Genomic DNA, 20026 nt, shown 5'->3' with positions numbered 1-20026 from the left:
ACCCGTACATCCGTACGGAACGGATGGGTGGCGCCTTGCGGGGCAACGGGGGCGGCGGGGCCGGAGTGCCACCCGCGCGAGCGGCCGGACGGGTCCGGATGGGGTCCGCGCGGTCTCCGCGGTGGCGGTCCGCCGTGTTCCGCGGCGGACCCGGTTGATCTGACGCGGTGCCATAAAATTTGGTTAATGTCCCGAAATCCGGCACCGATCGGTACTTCCGTGCGTCCTACATAGGAGAACGCCCGCCCAATTACCGACCGTGAGGAGAGTCGTTCCCATGTTCCGCCGGCGCGAACCCGTCCCGTTCGCCTTCGTCGCCGAGGCCGACCGATTCCGCAGCAACGTCACTCCGCCGCCGCGCGAGAGTCTGAGCAAGACCCAGATCGCCGCCCGTAGTCTGGTCGGACTGACCGTGGTGGCGGGACTCGTCGGGTCACTGCTCTTCGGCATCCCCGCACTGCAGCCGAGTCACGCACCGGCGAAGTCACAGCAGTCGGAGGCGTCCGAGGGGCGGTAGCCTCACGGGCACAGCCCAACCGAACGTGCATGTGAGTGAGGTCCTGCCGTGCCCCTGCCCTTCCTGACGGCCGACGGCGCATTCGACGCGCACGACAACGGGGAGACCCTCCCCTACGAAGACCCCGACCGCTGGCGGCGCCCCTACCGTCCGGGGCCCTGGCGGATCGTCATCTCCGCGCTGCTGCTCCTGCTCGGCGCGTTCATGCTGTTCGCCACGGTGATCATCGTGGCCGCCGGCACCTGGACCGGCGCCCTGGGGGGGCTGCTCGCCTCGCTCGCCGTGGTCGGCTCCGCCCTGCGGATGCTGCGCACGGGCGTCTGGGTGAGCCCCAGGGGGCTGCGCAGGGTCGGGTTCTTCACGACCCGCTCGATCCCGTGGAGCCAGGTCGGTGAGGTCCGTACGGTGCAGCAGCCCGTGCGCTGGCTCGGACTGCCGAGGACCGTCCAGGGCCAGGCCCTGACCGTGGCCGGGCGCGGCGGCGCGGCGCTGCCGGTCCTGCTGACCGACCACAGCGCCGATTTCCTGTCGCGCACCGAGGCCTTCGACCGGGCCGCCGACTCGGTCGAGGCCTGGGCCGACGAGTACCGGGCCGTGTCCGCCTGAGGTCGCCCGTCCGACGTCGCCCGTCCGAGGCGGCGTCGGACGCACGGGAAGCCCGTACAGGACTCAGGCCTGTACGGGCGGACTCATGTGCGCAGTCCGTCGTGCAGGGAGATCGCCCTCTGCATGGCCTTGCGTGCCCGCGGGGTGTCGCGGGCGTCGTGGTACGCGACGGCGAGGCGGAACCAGCTGCGCCAGTCCCCCGGCGCGTCCTCGGTCTCGGCCTTGCGGCGCGCGAAGACCTCGTCGGCGGAATCCCGCAGGATCCGGCCGTACTTGTCCCGCTCCAGCTCGTCCACGGGCAGTCCACCCTCGGCCTCCAGCTCGGTCGCGAGCTGGTTCGCCCTGGTGACGAACTGCGTGTTCTTCCAGAGGAACCACACGCCGATGACGGGCAGGATCAGCACCGCCACGCCGAAGGTGACCGTGAGCCAGGTCCCGTGCCGGATCAGCATCAGGCCCCGGCTGCCGACCAGGACGAAGTACACGACCAGGACGGCGGCCGTGATGAAGTAGATGATCTTCGCGCGCATGGTGTGGTCGCCTGCTCGTCAGCCGAGTTCGAGGAAGTTTTCCAGGCCGAAGGTGAGGCCCGGGGTCTGCGTCACGCGGCGCGCGCCGAGCAGGATGCCCGGCATGAAGCTGCTGTGGTGCAGGGAGTCGTGACGGATGGTCAGGGTTTCGCCCTCACCGCCGAGGAGCACCTCCTGGTGGGCCAGCAGGCCGCGCAGGCGGATCGCGTGCACCGGTACGCCGTCCACGTCCGCGCCGCGCGCGCCGTCGAGCGCGGTGGCGGTGGCGTCGGGCTGCGCGCCGAGGCCTGCCTCGGCGCGGGCGGCCGCGATGAGCTGCGCCGTACGGGTCGCCGTGCCGGAGGGGGCGTCGACCTTGTTCGGGTGGTGCAGTTCGACGACCTCGACGGACTCGAAGTAGCGGGCGGCCTGGGCGGCGAACTTCATGGTGAGGACGGCGCCGATGGAGAAGTTCGGCGCGATGAGCACACCGGTCCGCGGGGAGCCCGCGAGCCAGGTGTTCAGCTGGGCGAGGCGGTCCTCGTTCCAGCCGGTGGTGCCGACCACTGCGTGAATGCCGTGGTGGATGAGGAACTCCAGGTTCTCCATCACCGAGGCGGGGGTGGTCAGCTCGACCGCGACCTGGGCGCCGGCGTCGGCCAGCGTCTCCAGCTTGTCGCCGCGTCCCAGGGCGGCCACCAGCTCCATGTCCCCTGCGGCCTCGACGGCCTTGACGGCCTCGGAGCCGATGCGGCCCTGGGCGCCGAGAACTGCCACGCGCAGCTTGCTCATGTCACATCCTTCAGGTGCGTGCAGCCTCGAATGCGTGCGGACTGCGTGGGTACGGACCCGGGCCCTGTCCCCGGGCCCGGGTGACGCGCTTGCGGGAGGGGCTCCCCTAGGCGACGGCCTCGTCGAGACGGGCCGCCTGCTTCTCCTTCAGCGGGCCGATCACCGCGAGCGAGGGCCGCTGGGCCAGGATGTCGTGCGCGACCGAGCGCACCTCGTCGGAGGTGACGGCCGCGATGCGGGCCAGCATGTCGTCGACCGACATCTGGTCGCCCCAGCACAGCTCGCTCTTGCCGATGCGGTTCATGATCGCGCCGGTGTCCTCCAGGCCGAGGACGGTGGAGCCGGACAGCTGGCCGACGGCCCGCCGGATCTCCTCGTCGGTGAGCCCGTCGGCGGCGACCTTGTCCAGCTCGTCCCGGCAGATCCGCAGTACGTCGTGGACCTGGTTGGGGCGGCAGCCCGCGTAGACCCCGAAGAGGCCGGTGTCGGCGAAGCCCGAGGTGTACGAGTACACGCTGTAGGCGAGACCGCGCTTCTCCCGGACCTCCTGGAAGAGGCGGGAGGACATGCCGCCGCCGAGCGCGGTGTTCAGTACGCCCAGTGCCCAGCGGCGCTCGTCGGTGCGGGCCAGGGCCGGCATGCCGAGGACCACGTGGGCCTGCTCGGTCTTGCGGCCGACCAGCTCGACGCGGCCGGCGGTGCGGATCCGCTTGGTGCCGGAGCGCGGACCCACCGGTTCGGCGTCGGTGCGGGTCAGGGCGCCGGCCTTCTCGAAGGCCGCGCGGACCTGGCGTACGACCTTGTTGTGGTCGACGTTGCCCGCGGCGGCCACGACCAGGTGGGTGGGGTCGTAGTGCTTCTTGTAGAAGCGGCGGATCCGGTCGGCGGTCAGCGCGTTGATCGTGTCGACCGTGCCGAGGACGGGGCGCCCGAGCGGGGTGTCCCCGTACATGGTCTGGGCGAACAGGTCGTGGACCATGTCGCCCGGGTCGTCCTCGGTCATCGCGATCTCTTCGAGGATGACGCCGCGCTCGGCGTCGACATCGGATTCGAGGATCAGCGAGCCGGTGAGCATGTCGCACACGACGTCGATGGCCAGCGGCAGGTCGGTGTCGAGTACCCGTGCGTAGTAGCAGGTGTACTCCTTCGCCGTGAAGGCGTTCATCTCGCCGCCGACCGCGTCGATCGCGGAGGAGATGTCCAGGGCGCTGCGCTTCTCGGTGCCCTTGAAGAGGAGGTGCTCCAGGTAGTGCGTTGCGCCGTTCAGCGAGGGCGTCTCGTCCCGGGAGCCGACATTGGCCCAGATCCCGAAGGTGGCGGAGCGGACGGACGGCAGGGTCTCGGTGACGACGCGCAGTCCGCCGGGGAGGACCGTGCGCCGGACGGTGCCGATGCCGTTGGCGCCCTTGAGCAGTGTTTGGGTACGGGCGACGGCCCGCCCCTCCGAAGAGGGGCGGGCCGTCACACGGGAACTACGCGACATCACTTGTCGGAGTCGTCCTTGTCAGCGTCGTCGCCGGCGGCCTCGCCGTCGATCACGGGGACCAGGGAGAGCTTGCCGCGGGAGTCGATCTCCGCGATCTCGACCTGGACCTTGGTGCCGACCGCGAGCACGTCCTCGACGTTCTCCACGCGCTTGCCACCGGCGAGCTTGCGGATCTGCGAGATGTGCAGCAGGCCGTCCTTGCCGGGCATGAGGGAGACGAAGGCACCGAAGGTGGTGGTCTTGACGACCGTACCCAGGTAACGCTCGCCGACCTCCGGCATGGTCGGGTTGGCGATCTGGTTGATCGTGGCACGGGCGGCCTCGGCGGCCGGGCCGTCGGAGGCACCGATGTAGATGGTGCCGTCGTCCTCGATCGTGATCTCGGCGCCGGTGTCCTCCTGGATCTGGTTGATCATCTTGCCCTTGGGGCCGATGACCTCACCGATCTTGTCCACCGGGATCTTGACGGTGATGATCCGGGGGGCGAACGGGGACATGGCATCCGGCGTGTCGATCGCTTCCATCATCACGTCGAGGATGTGGAGGCGGGCGTCGCGGGCCTGCTTGAGGGCGGCGGCCAGAACCGAGGCCGGGATGCCGTCGAGCTTGGTGTCCAGCTGGAGCGCGGTGACGAACTCCTTGGTGCCAGCGACCTTGAAGTCCATGTCGCCGAAGGCGTCCTCCGCACCGAGGATGTCGGTGAGGGCGACGTAGTGGGTCTTGCCGTCGATCTCCTGCGAGATCAGGCCCATGGCGATACCGGCGACGGGGGCCTTGAGGGGCACACCGGCGTTCAGCAGCGACATGGTGGAGGCGCAGACCGAGCCCATGGACGTCGAGCCGTTGGAGCCGAGAGCCTCGGACACCTGGCGGATCGCGTAGGGGAACTCCTCGCGCGTCGGGAGGACCGGCACGATCGCGCGCTCGGCGAGCGCGCCGTGGCCGATCTCGCGGCGCTTCGGCGAACCGACGCGGCCGGTCTCGCCGACCGAGTACGGCGGGAAGTTGTAGTTGTGCATGTAGCGCTTGCGGGTCACCGGGGAGAGGGTGTCCAGCTGCTGCTCCATGCGGAGCATGTTGAGGGTGGTGACGCCCAGGATCTGGGTCTCGCCACGCTCGAACAGCGCCGAGCCGTGCACGCGCGGGATGGCCTCGACCTCGGCGGCGAGGGTACGGATGTCCGTGATCCCGCGGCCGTCGATGCGGACCTTGTCCTTGATGACGCGCTCGCGGACCAGGGCCTTGGTCAGGCTGCGGTACGCGGCGGAGATCTCCTTCTCGCGGCCTTCGAAGGCCGGGAGGAGCTTCTCGGCGGCGATCTCCTTGACGCGGTCCAGCTCGGCCTCGCGGTCCTGCTTGCCCGCGATGGTCAGCGCCTGGGAGAGGTCGCCCTTGACGGCGGCCGCGAGGGCCTCGTACACGTCGTCCTGGTAGTCCAGGAAGACCGGGAACTCGCCCTCGGGCTTCGCGGCCTTGGCGGCCAGGTCGGCCTGAGCCTTGCAGAGAACCTTGATGAAGGGCTTCGAGGCGTCGAGACCGGCGGCCACGACCTCCTCGGTCGGCGCCTCGGCGCCGCCCTTGACCAGGGCGATGGTCTTCTCGGTGGCCTCGGCCTCGACCATCATGATCGCGACGTCGCCGTCCTCGAGCACGCGGCCCGCGACGACCATGTCGAAGACGGCGTCCTCGAGCTCGGTGTGCGTCGGGAAGGCGACCCACTGGCCGCGGATCAGCGCGACGCGGACGCCGCCGATCGGGCCGGAGAAGGGCAGACCGGCCAGCTGGGTGGACGCGGAGGCGGCGTTGATCGCCACGACGTCGTACAGGTGGTCGGGGTTGAGCGCCATGATCGTCGCGACGACCTGGATCTCGTTGCGCAGGCCCTTCTTGAAGGACGGGCGCAGCGGGCGGTCGATCAGGCGACAGGTGAGGATCGCGTCCTCGGAGGGGCGGCCCTCACGGCGGAAGAAGGAGCCGGGGATCTTGCCGGCCGCGTACTGCCGCTCCTCGACGTCGACCGTCAGGGGGAAGAAGTCGAGCTGGTCCTTGGGCTTCTTCGACGCGGTGGTGGCGGAAAGCACCATCGTGTCGTCGTCCAGGTAGGCAACGGCGGAGCCGGCGGCCTGGCGGGCCAGACGGCCCGTCTCGAAGCGGATGGTGCGGGTGCCGAAGGAACCGTTGTCAATGACGGCCTCGGCGTAGTGGGTCTCGTTCTCCACTAGCGTTTTCTCCATTTTCGTCGTCTCCGTCCGCCACCCGTGTGGTGGTGGACGGTTGCGGAGAAGCGCTCCTGGCGTGCGGGCCGGTCTTCGATCGAAGCAGCCGGGCGAAGCCCCGTGCGGGCTTTCCGGATGCCACTACCGAGGACCGGCGGCGTAGGGAGGGCGCTCCTCCTCTTCAGTTGTGCGCGCGTTGTCCGTGCACGCTTTCCAGACTACAAAGCGTGCGGTACGTCGCGCACGTACAGCAAAGGGAGCGGCCCCCTCAATGTGGGAACCGCTCCCTTCACAGCGTCTTTACTTGGCGCCGGCCGCACCGCGGCGGATGCCGAGGCGCTCGACCAGCGTACGGAAGCGCTGGATGTCCTTCTTGGCCAGGTACTGCAGAAGGCGGCGGCGCTGGCCGACCAGGATCAGCAGACCACGACGGGAGTGGTGGTCGTGCTTGTGGGCCTTCAGGTGCTCGGTCAGGTCCGAGATGCGGCGGGACAGCATCGCGACCTGGACCTCAGGGGAACCGGTGTCGCCCTCCTTGGCACCAAACTCTGCGATGAGCTGCTTCTTGACTGCGGCGTCGAGCGGCACGCGTACTCCTCGTAATAGGTCTTCGTTGCCACCGAGTGCCCCAGGTCGAATTCTCTGGGGATCTTCCGTAACTCGGGAGGCGGGCTCCGCTGAGCGCAGCCCCCAGAGGACTCCGGGAGCGCGTACACAAACGGCCGTCACACAGCGTACCAGGCTGCCGCTGCGCCCCGTCTCAGCTGGTGAGAGCGCGGGCCCGGGCGTAGACGTCGAGCACGGCCAGGGTCAGCGGGACCAGGCTGAGCAGCACCGCGGCCTCGGTGAGGTCGAGCAGGCGCCCCCAGAAGGGTGACAGACCCTTGCGGGGAATGACCAGCGCAATTCCGGCGAGGAGGGCCGCGCCGGCGGCCACGGCGGCGGAGAGCCAGAGCGTACGGAGCTCGAGGCCGCCGTGGTCCCCGTACAGCGCGAGCTCGCGGAGCAGGGCGGCCGGCGGGTGCATGGCGAGGCCGAGGACCAGCAGACCGAGGGCGGCGAAGCCGGCGACCAGGGTGCAGGCGACCTGGGAGGTGTAGCGGAAGAGCCGGGCGCGCAGCAGCATGGCGAGCCCGGTGGCCAGGGCGAGGAGCCGGGCCCAGGTGTTGTCGGAGAAGCCGAGGACGGCGGCGGAGCCGACGGCGACCGCGGCGCAGCCGCCCACGAGGCCCAGGAGCATCTCGTGGCCGCGGCGGGCCTGGGCGGCGATGGCCTCGGCGTCGAGCGGGGCCCCGGAGTCGTGCTGGTCGGCGGGGCGCTCACCGTACGGCTCGGTCTCGTAACGGTCCGGGGTCTCGTACTCGGCCACGGCACTCTGCGGCGCTGCGTAGCCGATGGGGAGCCGGGCGAAGCGGGCGGAGAATCCGGGGAGGAAGGCGACGAGGCCGATGGCGGCCGGGGCGCAGACGGCCGCGGCGGAGGTCGCGCCGGCGTCGGCGGAGATGGCGGTGAACGTGGCCAGCGTCCCGGTCGCGGCGAGGAAGGTGGCCGCGACGAAGGGGGCGTCGCCGTCCGGGGTGAGGGCGACGAGGGCGACGGAGGCGACGAGCGCGCAGACGCAGCCGAGGAGGAACTGGAGCCGGCCCGGTCCGTGGCCCGCGGCGGGGGCGACGATGCCGACGCCGGCGAGCAGCAGGTGCGGTACGGCGGCGAGGCCGAGGGCGACGGCGGAGCCGCGGTCGCGGTAGACCCGGGCGCGGACGCCGGCGGCGGCGGTGAGGAGCACGCCGACGGAGCCGGCGACGATGCCGGGCAGGCCGTGCATGTCGTGCAGGACGGGGTCGGCGTACCAGAGGACGAAGCCGAGGAGGACGAAGAGGACGGCCGCCCCGGTCAGGCCCGCGCCGCGCAGCATGTCGTCGGTCCAGCGGTGGCGGTCGCGCACCACGGCGGAGGCGACGGCGTCGGAGACGTCGTCGAAGACGGCGGGCGGCAGCGACTCGGCGAAGGGGCGCAGGCTCAGCACCTCGCCGTCGAGCACCTGCTGGGCCGCGAGGGTGCGGGCTCCGTCGAGGACGGTGCCGGAGCGCAGGACCAGGTGGAAGCCGGTGGGTGCGCCGACGGGCTGGGTCTGGCCGGTGAGGCGCAGCAGTTCGGGGTAGATGTCGGCGACGGCGATGTCCTCGGGGAGGGCGACGTCTATGCGGCTGTCGGGAGCCACGACGGTGACCCTGCGGAAGCCGGTCGCCTCGGCGGTGTTCACCTGGTGTCCCCCGGTTGGTGTGTGCGTGCGTGTTCGGGCGTGCTTCGGGCGTGCGTTGGTGCGCTCCGCGGTGCGTCGCGGCCCGGCGGCCGCGTGGTCCGGCCGGCCGGTGCGCGGTCGATTCGCGGATGCGCATGCCGCGCGCGCCACCCTACCGGGAGTGCGGGTGACTGTCGGCAAGTAGGATCACCTGTCTGCGGAGGAGACCCCCTTCGCGCCCGGGACTTGAGGGCGCCCGTTGCGACGTCCCGTCTGTTTTCGAGGGATTGATGCTCCGGTGAGCCAGATCGTCGTCAAACGTCCGCCCCGGTCGCTGCCGCCCGAAGTGCCTTCGGACGAACTGAGGCTGGAGGCTCCGCCGGAGCTTCCGCGGGGCCAGCAGGAGGGCGTGCTGATGCAGCTCCTCCCGATGCTCGGGATGGGCTCGTCGGCCGTCTTCTTCTTCATGCCGGGCGCCGCGCCGTTCATGCGCATCATGGGCGTGCTGATGATGGTGTCGACGGTGGGCATGCTCGTCGCCCAGCTGGTGCGCCACCGGCGCGGTACGCAAGGGCAAATGGGCGATACGCGCCGGGACTACCTCAAGTACCTGGCGCAGACCCGTCGTCAGGTACGCAGGACCGCGCGGGCCCAGCGGGACGCGCAGCTGTACCTGCACCCGGCTCCGGAGCAGTTGTGGTCGGTGGTGGCCGAGGGTTCTCGGCTGTGGGAGCGCCGGGTCGGCGACGCGGACTTCGGGCAGGCCCGGCTGGGGCTGGGCGCGCAGCGGCTGGCGACGGCGCTGGTGGCGCCGGACACGGCGCCGGTGGACGAGCTGGAGCCGCTCACGGCGGGTGCCATGCAGCGGTTCCTGAAGGTGCACTCCACGCTGGACGGGCTGCCGGTGGCGGTGTCGTTGCGGGCGTTCTACCACGTGACGGTGTCCGGGGAGCCGGAGTCGGCGCGCGGGACGGCGCGGGCCCTGGTGGCGCAGCTGACGACGCTGCACTCCCCCGAGGACCTGATGGTGGCCGTGGTGGCCGCGCCGGGCGCGGTGGCGGAGTGGGACTGGGTGAAGTGGCTGCCGCACACCCAGGTACCGGGTCAGATCGACGGGGCCGGCACGAAGCGGCTGTTCGGCGACGACCTCGGTGAGCTGGAGGGGCTGCTCGGTTCCCGGCTGGAGGGGCGGCCCCGGTTCAGCCGGGAGGGGTCCCCGGTGCTGGACCAGCCGCACGTGGTCCTCGTACTGGACTCGGGTTCCCGCGGCGGGCTGGTACCGCCGGACTCGGTGTTCGCGGCCCCCGAGGGGCTGCAGGGTGTCACCGTCGTCGAGGTGGTGGCGGGCGAGCTGGACGAGGCGCGCGGTGGGCTGTCGGTCGTGGTGCGGCCGGGCCGGCTGCGGCTGGAGTCGGGTGCGGGCGTCGCCTACGAGGGCGTGCCGGACACCTTGTCGCTGCCGGCGGCGGAGGCGCTGGCCCGGCAGCTGGCGCCGCTGCGGACCGGGGGCGGAGACGACGACGAGCCGCTGCTGGCCAATCTGGACTTCACCGACCTGCTGAACCTGGGTGACGCCGCCGCCGTGGACGTGGCCCGGACCTGGCGGCCGCGCTCGGCCGGTGAGCGGCTGCGCGTGCCGATCGGTGTCGGCGAGGACGGCTCCCCGGTGATGCTGGACCTGAAGGAGGCCGCGCAGGAGGGCATGGGCCCGCACGGGCTGTGCGTGGGCGCGACCGGTTCGGGCAAGTCGGAGCTGCTGCGCACGCTGGTGCTGGGGCTGGCGGTCACGCACACCTCGGAGACGCTGAACTTCGTACTGGCCGACTTCAAGGGCGGTGCGACCTTCACCGGGATGGGGCAGATGCCGCACGTGGCGGCGGTCATCACCAACCTGGCGGACGACCTCACGCTCGTGGACCGCATGGGCGACTCCATCCGCGGCGAGCTGCAGCGCCGGCAGGAGCTGCTGCGTTCGGCGGGCAACTACGCGAACATCCACGACTACGAGAAGGCCCGGGCGGCCGGCGCCCCGCTGGAGCCGCTGGCCTCGCTGGTGCTGGTCATCGACGAGTTCTCCGAACTGCTGACCGCGAAGCCGGACTTCATCGACATGTTCATCCAGATCGGCCGCATCGGCCGGTCGCTGGGCGTGCACCTGCTGCTCGCCTCGCAGCGGCTGGAGGAGGGCAAGCTGCGCGGGCTGGACACGTACCTGTCGTACCGGATCGGTCTGCGGACGTTCTCGGCGGCGGAGTCGCGGACCGCGATCGGCGTGCCGGACGCCTACCACCTGCCGTCGGTGCCGGGTTCGGGCTACCTGAAGTTCGGTACGGACGAGATGACGCGGTTCAAGGCGGCGTACGTCTCGGGGACCTACCGCTCGGGCGGGCCGGACCTGTCGGTCGGGCTGTTCCCGGTGGAGCGGCGGCCGGTGCTGTTCACGGCGGCGCCGGTACCGGTGGTGTACGCGGCTCCGGACCCGGCGTACCTGACGGCGCGGGCGGAGCAGGACGCGCGGGCCGGGCAGGGGGACGACGCCCTGGCGGACACGGTGCTGGACGTGATCGTGGGACGGCTGGAGGGTCAGGGGGTGCCGGCGCACCAGGTGTGGCTGCCGCCGCTCGACCAGGCTCCGCCGCTGGACCAGCTGCTGCCGGCGCTGGCGCCCTCGGCGGAGCGCGGGCTGCACGCGGAGGGGTACACGCGGCCGGGCGGGCTGGTCGTTCCGCTCGGGCTCATCGACAAGCCGTTCGAGCAGCGGCGCGAGGTGCTGTACCGGGACTTCTCGGGTGCGGCGGGCCACATGATGGTGGTCGGCGGCCCGCAGTCGGGCAAGTCGACGCTGATGAGGACGCTGATCTCCTCGTTCGCCCTGACGCACACCCCGCGCGAGGTGCAGTTCTACGGGCTGGACTTCGGCGGCGGGGGCCTGTCCTCGCTCGCCGAGCTGCCGCACGTGGGCGGGATCGCGTCCCGGCTGGACCCGGAGCGGGTGCGGCGTACGGTCGCGGAGGTGGTCGGCGTACTGCGCCGGCGCGAGGAGTTCTTCCGCGCGAACGGCATCGACTCGATCGGCACGTACCGGCGCCGGCGCGCGGCGGGCGAGCTGCCCGGCGAGGCCTGGGGCGACGTCTTCCTGGTCATCGACGGCTGGGGTGCCTTCCGGGGCGAGTACGAGGCCCTGGAGCAGGTCGTCACGGACATCGCGGCCCGGGGGCTGGGATACGGCATCCACGTGGTGGTCACGGTCGCCCGGTACATGGAGGTGCGGGCCGCCCTGAAGGACCAGATGCTCAGCCGGCTGGAGCTGCGCCTCGGTGACGTCATGGACTCCGAGTTCGACCGCAAGGTCGCGGCGAACGTCCCGACGGGGATGCCGGGCCGCGGCCAGGTCGCGGAGAAGCTCCACTTCCTGGGCGCGCTGCCGCGGATCGACGGCTCGCACGCGGCGGAGGACCTGTCGGAGGCCACGGCCGCCTTCGTGGCGGCGGTGCAGCAGAACTGGGCGGGCCAGGCGGCGCCCGGCGTACGGCTGCTGCCGCGGCTGCTCCACGCCGACCAGCTGCCGAAGGGCGGGGAGTACCCGGAGCGCGGGATCTCGATCGGCATCGACGAGACCGAGCTGGAGCCGGTGTTCATCGACTTCGAGACCGACCCCTTCCTCCTGGTGTTCGGCGAGAGCGAGTCGGGCAAGACCAACCTGCTGCGGCTCATCGCCGAGCGGATCGCGGAGCGCTACGGCCCGGACCGGGCCCGGCTCGTGGTCGGGGACTACCGGCGCGGCCTGCTCGGGGCGCTGCCGGAGGAGCACTTGCTGGAGTACGCGCCGATGGCGAGCTCGCTGCAGATGCACATGGAGGCGCTGGGCGGGGTGTTCGCCCGCCGGCAGCCGCCGCAGGACGTCACGCCGCAGCAGTTGCGCGACCGCAGCTGGTGGACGGGCCCGGACGTGTTCATCATCATCGACGACTTCGACCTGGTGGCCACGAGCCAGGGCAATCCGCTGGCGCAGTTGGTGGAGTTCCTGCCGTTCGCGCGCGACACGGGCGTCCGCTTCGTCATCGCGCGCAGTTCGGCGGGTGCCTCGCGGGCGCTGTACGAGCCGTTCATGCAGCGGATCAAGGAGCTGGGGGCGCAGGGCGTGGTGCTGTCCGGCGATCCGTCCGAGGGGGATCTCGTCGGCAATGTCCGACCGCGTCCCATGCCTCCGGGCCGGGCGTCCTTCGTCTCGCGCAAGCGCGGCACCTCGCTGGTGCAGATCGGCCGGATGCCGGGGATGTAGGCCGGGGCGCGCGGGAGGGGTTCGGGGAGGGTTCCGCAAAGCCTCCCGCGCGCGGCTGGTCAGCACCGATAATCGGCAGGGACCGCACCACCGAAGGAGAGGCCGCACATGGGCACTCAGCAGGAGAAGGACGAGCTGTACGCGCTCGACATCAGCGGCGTCGAATGGGAGGGCCCGCCCGGGACCTCGCCCGACGAGGAGCGGGTAGAGATCGCCAGGCTGCCCGAGGGCGCGGTGGCGATGCGGTCCTCGCTGGACCGGGACACCGTGCTGCGCTACACGGCGGCCGAGTGGGAGGCGTTCGTACTCGGGGCCAGGGACGGGGAGTTCGACCTGGACCGGGGGCCGCGGGAGACCGCGTAGGCCGTCGCCCCGCCGGGGCATGAGGAAGGGGCGCGCCCGGTGCGGGCGCGCCCCTTCCTCGTACCTCTCGCGGCGCGTGCTGCGCCGCCGGGCTCAGTAGGCCTCGGTGAACAGCCGCGAGGCCTTCACGTCGGTGGCGCGGTAGTCGTTCTTGCCGCGCTCGATGAGGTCGGCGACCTGGCGCAGCTGGGCGCGCATGTGGTCGGCCTTGCCGTTGTACTTGCGCTGGAGCTCGATGTACTGGGCGTGCGCCTCGCCGTCCCAGGTGTCGGTGACGACCGTCAGGGCCGCACCCATGTCGTCCAGGTCCTTCTTGATGTTGTCCGAGACGATGCGGATGCGGTCCGCCATCACCTGGACGCTCTCGTACCGGACCTTCGTGTGCCCGTCGTTCGCGGTCATGATCTTCTCCTTCGCACGGGGCGGGGCGGGTGGTTGGGGCAGTGGGGTCAGATCCCGTTGAGGGCGGAGGTGTTGCCACCGCCGCTGGCGGACTTGACCGCCTGGAACGCCGAGACCACGTCGTCGTCCTGCGCGTTGCTCAGGTTCTTGGTCTGCGAGACCGCGTTGTGCAGGACGCCGAGCAGCCGGCGGATCTCGTCGTGGTCCTCGTTGACGACCGTCTGCGCGGAGGTGAACCCCGATGCGCCCACACCGGTCCAGCCGGCACTGACGGTGGCAAGGATGTCCGCAAGCTCGCGGGACTGCCGTGTGACGCTTTCGGCGGTCTCCGAGATCTTGTTCATCGCTTGCTTTACCGGGTCATCAGCGAGTCCGAAATTAGTGGTCATCCGAAGCTCCTCATTTCTCAATTCGCCAGACAGAACCGGCGGATCGCACAGCGGAGCGGTCGTTCGAGGGCATGGTTTCAGCCACGTGCCCCGGATCCCCCCTCCGCTCCACGCGCGATCCCCGATCACAGTCGTGAAGCCTCCGATCACTGTAGTCAGTTGATCGGCCTTACCCAACACAGCCCTTTGGGATCTGTTGATGAACCGTGACCGTTCACTGCAAACGGCGCCTTCTGTTCCGGGCATCCCGGACCACCGTCGCGCTCCCGGCGATCACCGCGATCAGTACGCCGCCGATCCCCAGCGCGTACGTGCCGAGCCGCTCGTCGCGTTCGCGCACCGTCTCGCTCGTCCGCATCGCGGCGGGTTCCGGGGCCGCCGCGGGCGGCGGGCCGGGGTCGGGGACGGGGGCCTTGGGGGGCTCCGCTCCCACGGCGGACTGGGTGAGCGCGCGGAGCGGGTCGACGACGCCCCAGCCGACGTAGTCGTCATGGCCGTTGACGGAGCGCTCCGCGGTGTTCTGGAGCTGCCAGACCACTTCCTGCGCGCTCCACTGCGGGTGCTTGGCGCGCAGCAGGGCCGCGACCCCGGCGACGTAGGGCGCGGAGAAGCTGGTGCCGTTGTCCACGCACTGGCCGAAGCCGGGGACCGTGGAGACCATGTCGACCCCGGGTGCGGCGATCCCGACGAAGGAGCCGGGCTGGGAGAAGGCGGCGCGCTCGTTGTTGCGGTCCGAGGAGCCGACGGCCAGGACGCCGGGGAAGGCCGCCGGATAGGTGGGGCGCTTCTGGCCGGTGAGGCCGTCGTTGCCCGCCGAGGCGACGACGACGACGTTGGCCTCGACGGCCTTCCTGACGGACTGGCCGAGTTTGGAGTCCGCGGTCATCGGCGCGTCGGTGTCCTGCGAGATGTTGATGACCTGGGCGCCCTTGGCCACCGCGTGGTCGATGGCCTCGCTCAGGGTCTGGGCGTTGCCGTTGCCCTGCCCGTCGTTCTGCCGGATCGGGATGATCGTGGCCTCGGGCGCGAGCCCGACGAAGCCGGTACCGGGCTTCGGGCGGGCCGCGATCAGCCCGGCGACCTTGGTGCCGTGCCCGACGGTGTCCCCGGTGCCGTCGCCCTTGGCGTCGAGGAAGTCCCGGCCCGCCCCGATGTCGAGGGCGTCGCTGAGCTGGGGGTTCACCCGGTCGACCCCGGTGTCGATGACGGCGACGCGCACGCTCTTGCCGTCCTTGGTGCGGCCCTTGGTGTCGGCCCAGAGCTCGTCGAGCAGCAGCCGCTGGAGCGCCCACGGGCGGTCCTCTATCTGCTTCTTCATCGGGAAGGTGCACTCACCGGCGCCGTCGAGCTCCAGGGCGTACGGGGCCTGGCGCGGCTCCTCGTACGAGGACTGCGGCGCGGCCCCCAGCGCGAGGGCGGCGGCGGCCAGCAGGACCGCGACGGCGGGCTTCGGAGCGGCGCGCATCACGAACCCTGGGGCTGGCGGGCGGAGTTGCTGTCCAGTCGCGGTCCCTTGGAGAGGAACTCCGACCACGCGATGGGCACCGTCACCGGGACCACCCCCGCATATCCGAGCCGGGCCTGGGCCTGGCTGGGCGCGGGGCGGCCGTCGGAGGCGGTCGGGCCGGACGGCCCGCCTGCCCCGCTCGCCCCGGGCGACGGCTGGGCGGCGTCGCTGTCGCCGTTGGCCTGGACCGCGTAGCGCAGGCCGGTGTCGGTGAGCAGGAACAGCGCGCCGCCGGCGGTGGTCTGGCGGCCCTGCGTCTGGGTGTAGAGCAGGCCCGTGCCCGGAGTGACGTAGGCGCTCGTACCGCTGGCGGTGATGTCGACGGGGAAGCCGGTGCCGGCCCAGGTGCTCAGCGTCTGACCGCCCTGGGCGTCGACCGAGCGCAGGACCCCGCAGACGGTGTCGCGGCCGGCGTCGGCGCCACCGGCGGGGGCGCCGGCCGGGTGGACCTCGTTGACGCGGTCGGTCTTCTTCTGCGGCCACTTCGCGTCGCCCTTGAAGGGGACGGGGTCCGGGTTGATGGACTGGAGGTCCACCTCGTGGGGCTTGCCGTGCATGTCGAGACCGTCGGTCGCGGGTGAGGAGATCATCAGCCAGGCGACGAAGTCGGAGACGGGGACGACCTTGCCGGGCAGGACCAGGTAGTGCTGCGCACCGGAACCGGTCACCGCCTTGAGCACCATGCCCACCTTGTCGTCCGGGCTGGCCAGGCCCTTGACCCCGGCGGGGGCCCCGGCCTTCCCGCCCGGCAGGGGCGGGAAGGCCAGGTCGTCGCCGGCGCCGAGGGCGGCCAGCCACTCCTCGGTGACCTGCTGCGGGACGGCGCTGCCGCCGACGAGGGCGTTGGTCATGGTGCGGGCGTCCGCGGTGCCCTCGGGGAACCGGTACTTCGTGCCCGCCGCGTCGATCAGGTACCTGCTCCTGGACGGGCCCGTGCTCTGCACGTACAGGGCCTGGGCGTCGGAGAGCCGGCGCCCGTCGTCCATCAGCTTCGCCTCGCGGTCGGCGAGGACGAAGGTGGCGGTCTGCACGCCGCGGCCGTTGCCGCCGGGCTGCTGGCAGACGACCCAGCGCTTGGCCTTCCCCGCGTCCTGCGGGGCGGGCAGCCGGTCGGGGGCGTAGGGGATGCCGATGATGGGGCCGCGCGGCAGCTTGCCCGCGTCCAGCACCTTGTCGTCGACCTGGACGACCTTGGCCTTGGCGGGATCGAGCAGCAGCCGGGCGGAGGCCAGGTTCAGCACCGGGTGCAGCCGGGTCTGCTCCTTGCCGTCGACCTTGGTCGTCAGCACGACGTACCGGGTCGTCGACTGCTTGCCGACGATGACCTGGGCACCGGGGGTGTCCCAGCCCTTGGGGGCCGTGGGCTTGAACATGCCCCAGGCCCCGAAACCCGCGAGGACGAGCGCCGCGGTCACCACACTGGGCAGGACGGCGCGCAGCGGCCGCGGGGCTCCCTCTTCGGACCCGGTCGCGGAAGGCTGAAGGAACGCGGCCACCGTGCGTCGCTTCGCAAAGGTGTACGCGTTGAGCTCGTCACGTCGTGATGCCATGGCCGCCTGATTCTCCCCGCACGGCCCGGTCGGTGGGTACGGTCTCCGGGCCTCGATTTGTCCGACCGGCCACCTACTATGCCTCTTGACGGAGGCCGGGCGGGGGCCGGGTAGGGTGAGGCAGCCGCTCCACGCCTTCCGGGCCGGGGGAAACAAGGGGTGTTGGGGCGGATTGGGGAGATTCCCGGGTCGAGCGGCCGGCTGTCGCGCGTGATGCCGGAGCTCTGGGGCCCGAGCCCTCGAAAGGGGAGGTGCGCGAGTGATGGCCACTGCAGTGAGGCCGCGGACCGGGGCGTCCGCACCCGCGCGGCCCGGAGTGACGCCGCATCCGAAGTCCAGCCCGGGGCGGTTCGGCCCGTTCCGATTGCAACAGCTCGTACTCCTCCAGGTCGCCGCGGCAGGGCTGTTGGCGGCCTGGGTGGTGGAACCGCTGCTGCTGGCGCCGGCCGGTGTGCTCGCCCTGGTCCTCGTCGTGCTCGCACTCGTACGCCGCCATCGGCGCTCCCTGCCCGAGTGGATCGGCGGCGCGCTGGCCCTTCGCGCGCGCCGGCGCCGGACCGCCGCCACGGCGGTCCCGGCCGGCACCGAGCCGGGGCTGGCCCCGCTCGTGGAGGCCGATCCGGCGCTGCGGACACTGACGTTCAGCGAGCGCGACCGGGATCGCGACCGTGACCGGCGGCCCGTCGGGATGGTCGGTGACGGCACCTTCCTGACCGCGGTCGTCCAGGTCGACATGGACGCCACCGCGCTGCGGCCCGACCGGACGGCGCGGCCGCTGCCGCTGGCCCTCGTACGGGACGTCCTCGAAGTGGACGGCATCCGGCTGGAGTCCGCGCAACTGGTGCAGCACACCCAGCCGGCGCCGGCGCCGCACCTGCCGGCCCAGTCGATGGCCACGCGCAACTACGCGCCGCTCCAGGCCATGACGGGCAGCCCGGCGGTGCGCCTCACGTGGATCGCGCTCAAGCTGGATCCGGAGCTGTGCCCCGACGCGGTCACCGCGCGCGGTGGCGGGCTGGCGGGTGCCCAGCGGTGTCTGGTGCGGGTGGCCGACCAGTTGGCGAGCCGGCTGGCCGGGGCCGGGTTCCGCGCGACCGTGCTGACGGAGCAGGAGCTGACGGGCGCGCTGGCGACCTCCTCGTGCGCGAACCCGATGGCGATCACCCAGGCCGGGCGCTCGGCCGCAACGGGACGGCGTACCGAGGAGACCCCGCGCACCTGGCGCTGCGACGACCGGCGGCACACCACGTACTGGATCAGCCGCTGGCCGCAGCTGGGCGGCGCCGGGGCGGGACTGCCGCAGTTCGTCGCGCTGCTGACCTCGCTGCCCGCGCTGGCCACCAACTTCAGCCTGACGATGACCCCGGCCGCACGGTACGAGGTCACGCTGACCGGACACGTGCGGGTCACCGGGCGCAGCGACGAGGAACTGGTCACCGCGCGGCGCGGACTGGAACAGACGGCGCGGGGCGTCAAGGCCGGGCTGGTGCGCCTGGACCGGGAGCAGGTGCCGGGGCTGCTGGCCTCGCTGCCGCTGGGAGGAGCACGATGAAGGTCTCCGCGAGAGGCGGTTTCGGCCTGGTCGGCCCGCGCAGGGAGCGGCACGTGGTCCAGGCCGCGGACCTGGACGCGCTGGCGCTGCCCGTCGGTGACGACGGGGTGGTCATCGGCGTGGACGCGCAGGGCCGCCCGGCGGTCCTCGGCATCAACCGGCCCACGCCGTACGACGTCACGCTGATCGGCGGCCTGTGGACGGTGCAGGTCCTGGCGCTGCGGGCGGCGGCGACCGGTGCGCGGGTCACGGTGGAGACCGGGCGCGGCCAGGTGTGGTCCGGCCTGGCGCAGGCGGCGGGCGGCGGGCAGCAGTGCGTGACCCTGCACGACGTCGGCCGGGTGCCGCCGCAGGGCGCGTCGGCGGGCAGCCCGGTCCTGGTGATCCGCGACTGCGGAATGCGCCCGCCCCGGGGCCGCGTCGCGGCGGGACCGTGGCAGTCGGTACTGACGCTGCTGCCGTACCTGAGCCCGACGGCCCCCCGGCTCGTGCGCAATTCCTCCCTGGTGGGCGTCCAGCGGGTCTCCCCGGACGAGGCGGACCAGCTCGGCCGGCTGATGCGGCTGCCCGCGGAGGCGGTCGAATCGCTGCCTACGCTGGGCGACGGGGTCACGCTGTGGTGCACGGAGCTGGACCGCCAGTTCGTGATGACGCAGCCGACGGACACGGAGACGGGATTGCTGGGTCCGGCGCGGCGGATCGACTGAGGCTGGCGGGGCGGGGCGGCTGCGCCGGCTGGCGGCTTCTGCTTGGGCGCGGCTGGAACCGCCGGGCCGTGCACGCCCCACGGCATGCGGACTCGCAACGGGGAGTTCCCACGCGGGACGGCGGCTTGCGGGACGGTTCCGTGCGGGACGCGGGTGGACGGGGCGGCCGTGGACCGGGGCGCCGCAGCAGAACCGCGGGAGGCGACCGGCCGCGCTACGAACCGGGAGCGAGTGACCCGGCCAAGGGTCGACAGAGCGCGAACGGGGTGGGCCGAAGCCGACAGGCCGTGAACCCGGCAGGTTCCGAACGGCCTGGCTGGGAGTCGGCGGAGCCGTGAACGGGCACGCTGCGAGCGGCCGGACCGGGAGCCGGCTGAGCCGTGAACGGGCATGGTGCGAACAGCCGGACCGCGAGCCAGCAAAGCAGCGAGCACCCGTGCTGCGAACGGTCGGGCCGGGAGGAAATCGGCAGGTCGTGGACGGGCGGGGTACGAACAGCAGGGGTGGAAGCCAGCCGACCGTGAACGGCCAGGGCGCGAAACAACGGGGCTGGAGGCCGGTCGGCCTCGAACCGGCGGGCCACGTGCGAACGGACGGGAAGTCGGCCGCACACGAACGGACGGGTCGCGAACGACCGGGCCGGAAGTCGGCCGCGCGCGAACAGGCGGGGCGAGAACGGGCCGGCGTGGAAGTCGGCCAGCCGTGAACGGGTGGGGTGGGAACGACCGGGCCGGTAGCCAACGTCCTTGAACCGGCAGGCCGCACAACGACCGGACCGGACGGCAGCCACCGTGAACGGACGGCGCGGGAGCGGCCGAGGCGGGAGCGGCCGAGGCGGGCAGGAGCGGTTGGTCGTGCGGCAGGACGGACCGGTGATTGGCCCGGGGCGCGGCCGTGTGGGCAGGA

The 20026-nt window shown here is 72.0% G+C and carries 16 protein-coding genes; 6 read left to right on the top strand and 10 right to left on the bottom strand.

Annotated elements, in window-relative coordinates:
- Positions 1-277: 277 nt before the first annotated feature.
- Together OG389_RS27550 and OG389_RS27545 are read left to right on the top strand one after the other, a co-directional pair.
- A complete protein-coding gene (locus OG389_RS27550) occupies positions 278-517 on the top strand; it encodes a hypothetical protein (RefSeq protein WP_243337485.1) in 240 nt (79 codons plus the stop codon).
- A gap of 48 nt (positions 518-565) precedes the next feature.
- A complete protein-coding gene (locus tag OG389_RS27545) occupies positions 566-1123 on the top strand; it encodes a hypothetical protein (RefSeq protein ID WP_328301119.1) in 558 nt (185 codons plus the stop codon).
- 83 nt (positions 1124-1206) lie between these two features.
- On the opposite strand, the gene OG389_RS27540 is transcribed toward OG389_RS27545, so the two are convergent.
- From OG389_RS27540 to eccD, 6 genes are all read right to left on the bottom strand, one after another.
- The gene (locus tag OG389_RS27540) at positions 1207-1653 is read right to left on the bottom strand and encodes a hypothetical protein (protein ID WP_328301118.1); all 447 of its coding nucleotides are present in this window, start codon (positions 1651-1653) and stop codon (positions 1207-1209) included.
- An 18-nt stretch (positions 1654-1671) separates the two neighbouring features.
- Positions 1672-2424, bottom strand: coding sequence for a 4-hydroxy-tetrahydrodipicolinate reductase (gene dapB, locus OG389_RS27535; RefSeq protein WP_328301117.1), 753 nt, complete (start codon positions 2422-2424; stop codon positions 1672-1674).
- Between the two features lie 106 nt (positions 2425-2530).
- Positions 2531-3910 carry a M16 family metallopeptidase gene (locus tag OG389_RS27530; RefSeq protein WP_328301116.1) on the bottom strand — a complete coding sequence of 460 codons (1380 nt, stop codon included), beginning with the start codon at positions 3908-3910 and terminating at the stop codon, positions 2531-2533.
- Positions 3907-6129: a polyribonucleotide nucleotidyltransferase gene (locus OG389_RS27525; protein WP_328304143.1), complete on the bottom strand. Its 2223-nt coding sequence runs from the start codon at positions 6127-6129 to the stop codon at positions 3907-3909. Before OG389_RS27525 ends, OG389_RS27530 begins: the two co-directional genes overlap by 4 nt.
- Positions 6130-6426: 297 nt before the next feature.
- The gene (gene rpsO / locus OG389_RS27520) at positions 6427-6714 is read right to left on the bottom strand and encodes a 30S ribosomal protein S15 (RefSeq protein ID WP_327255219.1); all 288 of its coding nucleotides are present in this window, start codon (positions 6712-6714) and stop codon (positions 6427-6429) included.
- A 172-nt stretch (positions 6715-6886) separates the two neighbouring features.
- Positions 6887-8389 (bottom strand): type VII secretion integral membrane protein EccD, encoded by a 1503-nt coding sequence (gene eccD / locus OG389_RS27515; RefSeq protein ID WP_328301115.1) that lies wholly within the window; start codon positions 8387-8389, stop codon positions 6887-6889.
- Between the two features lie 277 nt (positions 8390-8666).
- Between eccD and eccCa the strand changes: the two genes are divergently transcribed.
- Positions 8667-12650, top strand: coding sequence for a type VII secretion protein EccCa (eccCa, locus tag OG389_RS27510; RefSeq protein ID WP_328301114.1), 3984 nt, complete (start codon positions 8667-8669; stop codon positions 12648-12650).
- A 108-nt stretch (positions 12651-12758) separates the two neighbouring features.
- A complete protein-coding gene (locus OG389_RS27505; protein ID WP_328301113.1) occupies positions 12759-13013 on the top strand; it encodes a DUF397 domain-containing protein in 255 nt (84 codons plus the stop codon).
- A gap of 93 nt (positions 13014-13106) precedes the next feature.
- Here OG389_RS27505 and OG389_RS27500 read toward each other — a convergent pair whose 3' ends face one another.
- From OG389_RS27500 to eccB, 4 genes are all read right to left on the bottom strand, one after another.
- The gene (locus OG389_RS27500) at positions 13107-13415 is read right to left on the bottom strand and encodes a WXG100 family type VII secretion target (protein WP_328301112.1); all 309 of its coding nucleotides are present in this window, start codon (positions 13413-13415) and stop codon (positions 13107-13109) included.
- A gap of 47 nt (positions 13416-13462) precedes the next feature.
- Complete coding sequence (locus tag OG389_RS27495) at positions 13463-13759, bottom strand: hypothetical protein (protein ID WP_328301111.1); 297 nt, start codon at positions 13757-13759, stop codon at positions 13463-13465.
- Between the two features lie 259 nt (positions 13760-14018).
- Entirely contained in the window at positions 14019-15269 is a 1251-nt protein-coding gene (mycP, locus tag OG389_RS27490) for a type VII secretion-associated serine protease mycosin (protein WP_328301110.1), read from the bottom strand.
- Complete coding sequence (gene eccB / locus OG389_RS27485; RefSeq protein ID WP_328301109.1) at positions 15269-16861, bottom strand: type VII secretion protein EccB; 1593 nt, start codon at positions 16859-16861, stop codon at positions 15269-15271. The genes mycP and eccB overlap by 1 nt, the downstream gene beginning before the upstream one ends.
- Positions 16862-17123: 262 nt before the next feature.
- Here eccB and eccE point away from each other — a divergent pair, with 262 nt between their 5' ends.
- Positions 17124-18413: a type VII secretion protein EccE gene (gene eccE, locus OG389_RS27480; protein WP_328301108.1), complete on the top strand. Its 1290-nt coding sequence runs from the start codon at positions 17124-17126 to the stop codon at positions 18411-18413.
- Complete coding sequence (locus tag OG389_RS27475) at positions 18410-19120, top strand: hypothetical protein (RefSeq protein ID WP_328301107.1); 711 nt, start codon at positions 18410-18412, stop codon at positions 19118-19120. Before eccE ends, OG389_RS27475 begins: the two co-directional genes overlap by 4 nt.
- Positions 19121-20026: the final 906 nt, after the last annotated feature.

The organism is Streptomyces sp. NBC_00435, from assembly GCF_036014235.1.
Classification (GTDB): Bacteria; Actinomycetota; Actinomycetes; order Streptomycetales; family Streptomycetaceae; genus Streptomyces.
The sequence above is the reverse complement of the archived record's forward strand: the minus strand, read 5'-3'. Positions and strand labels throughout refer to the sequence as shown.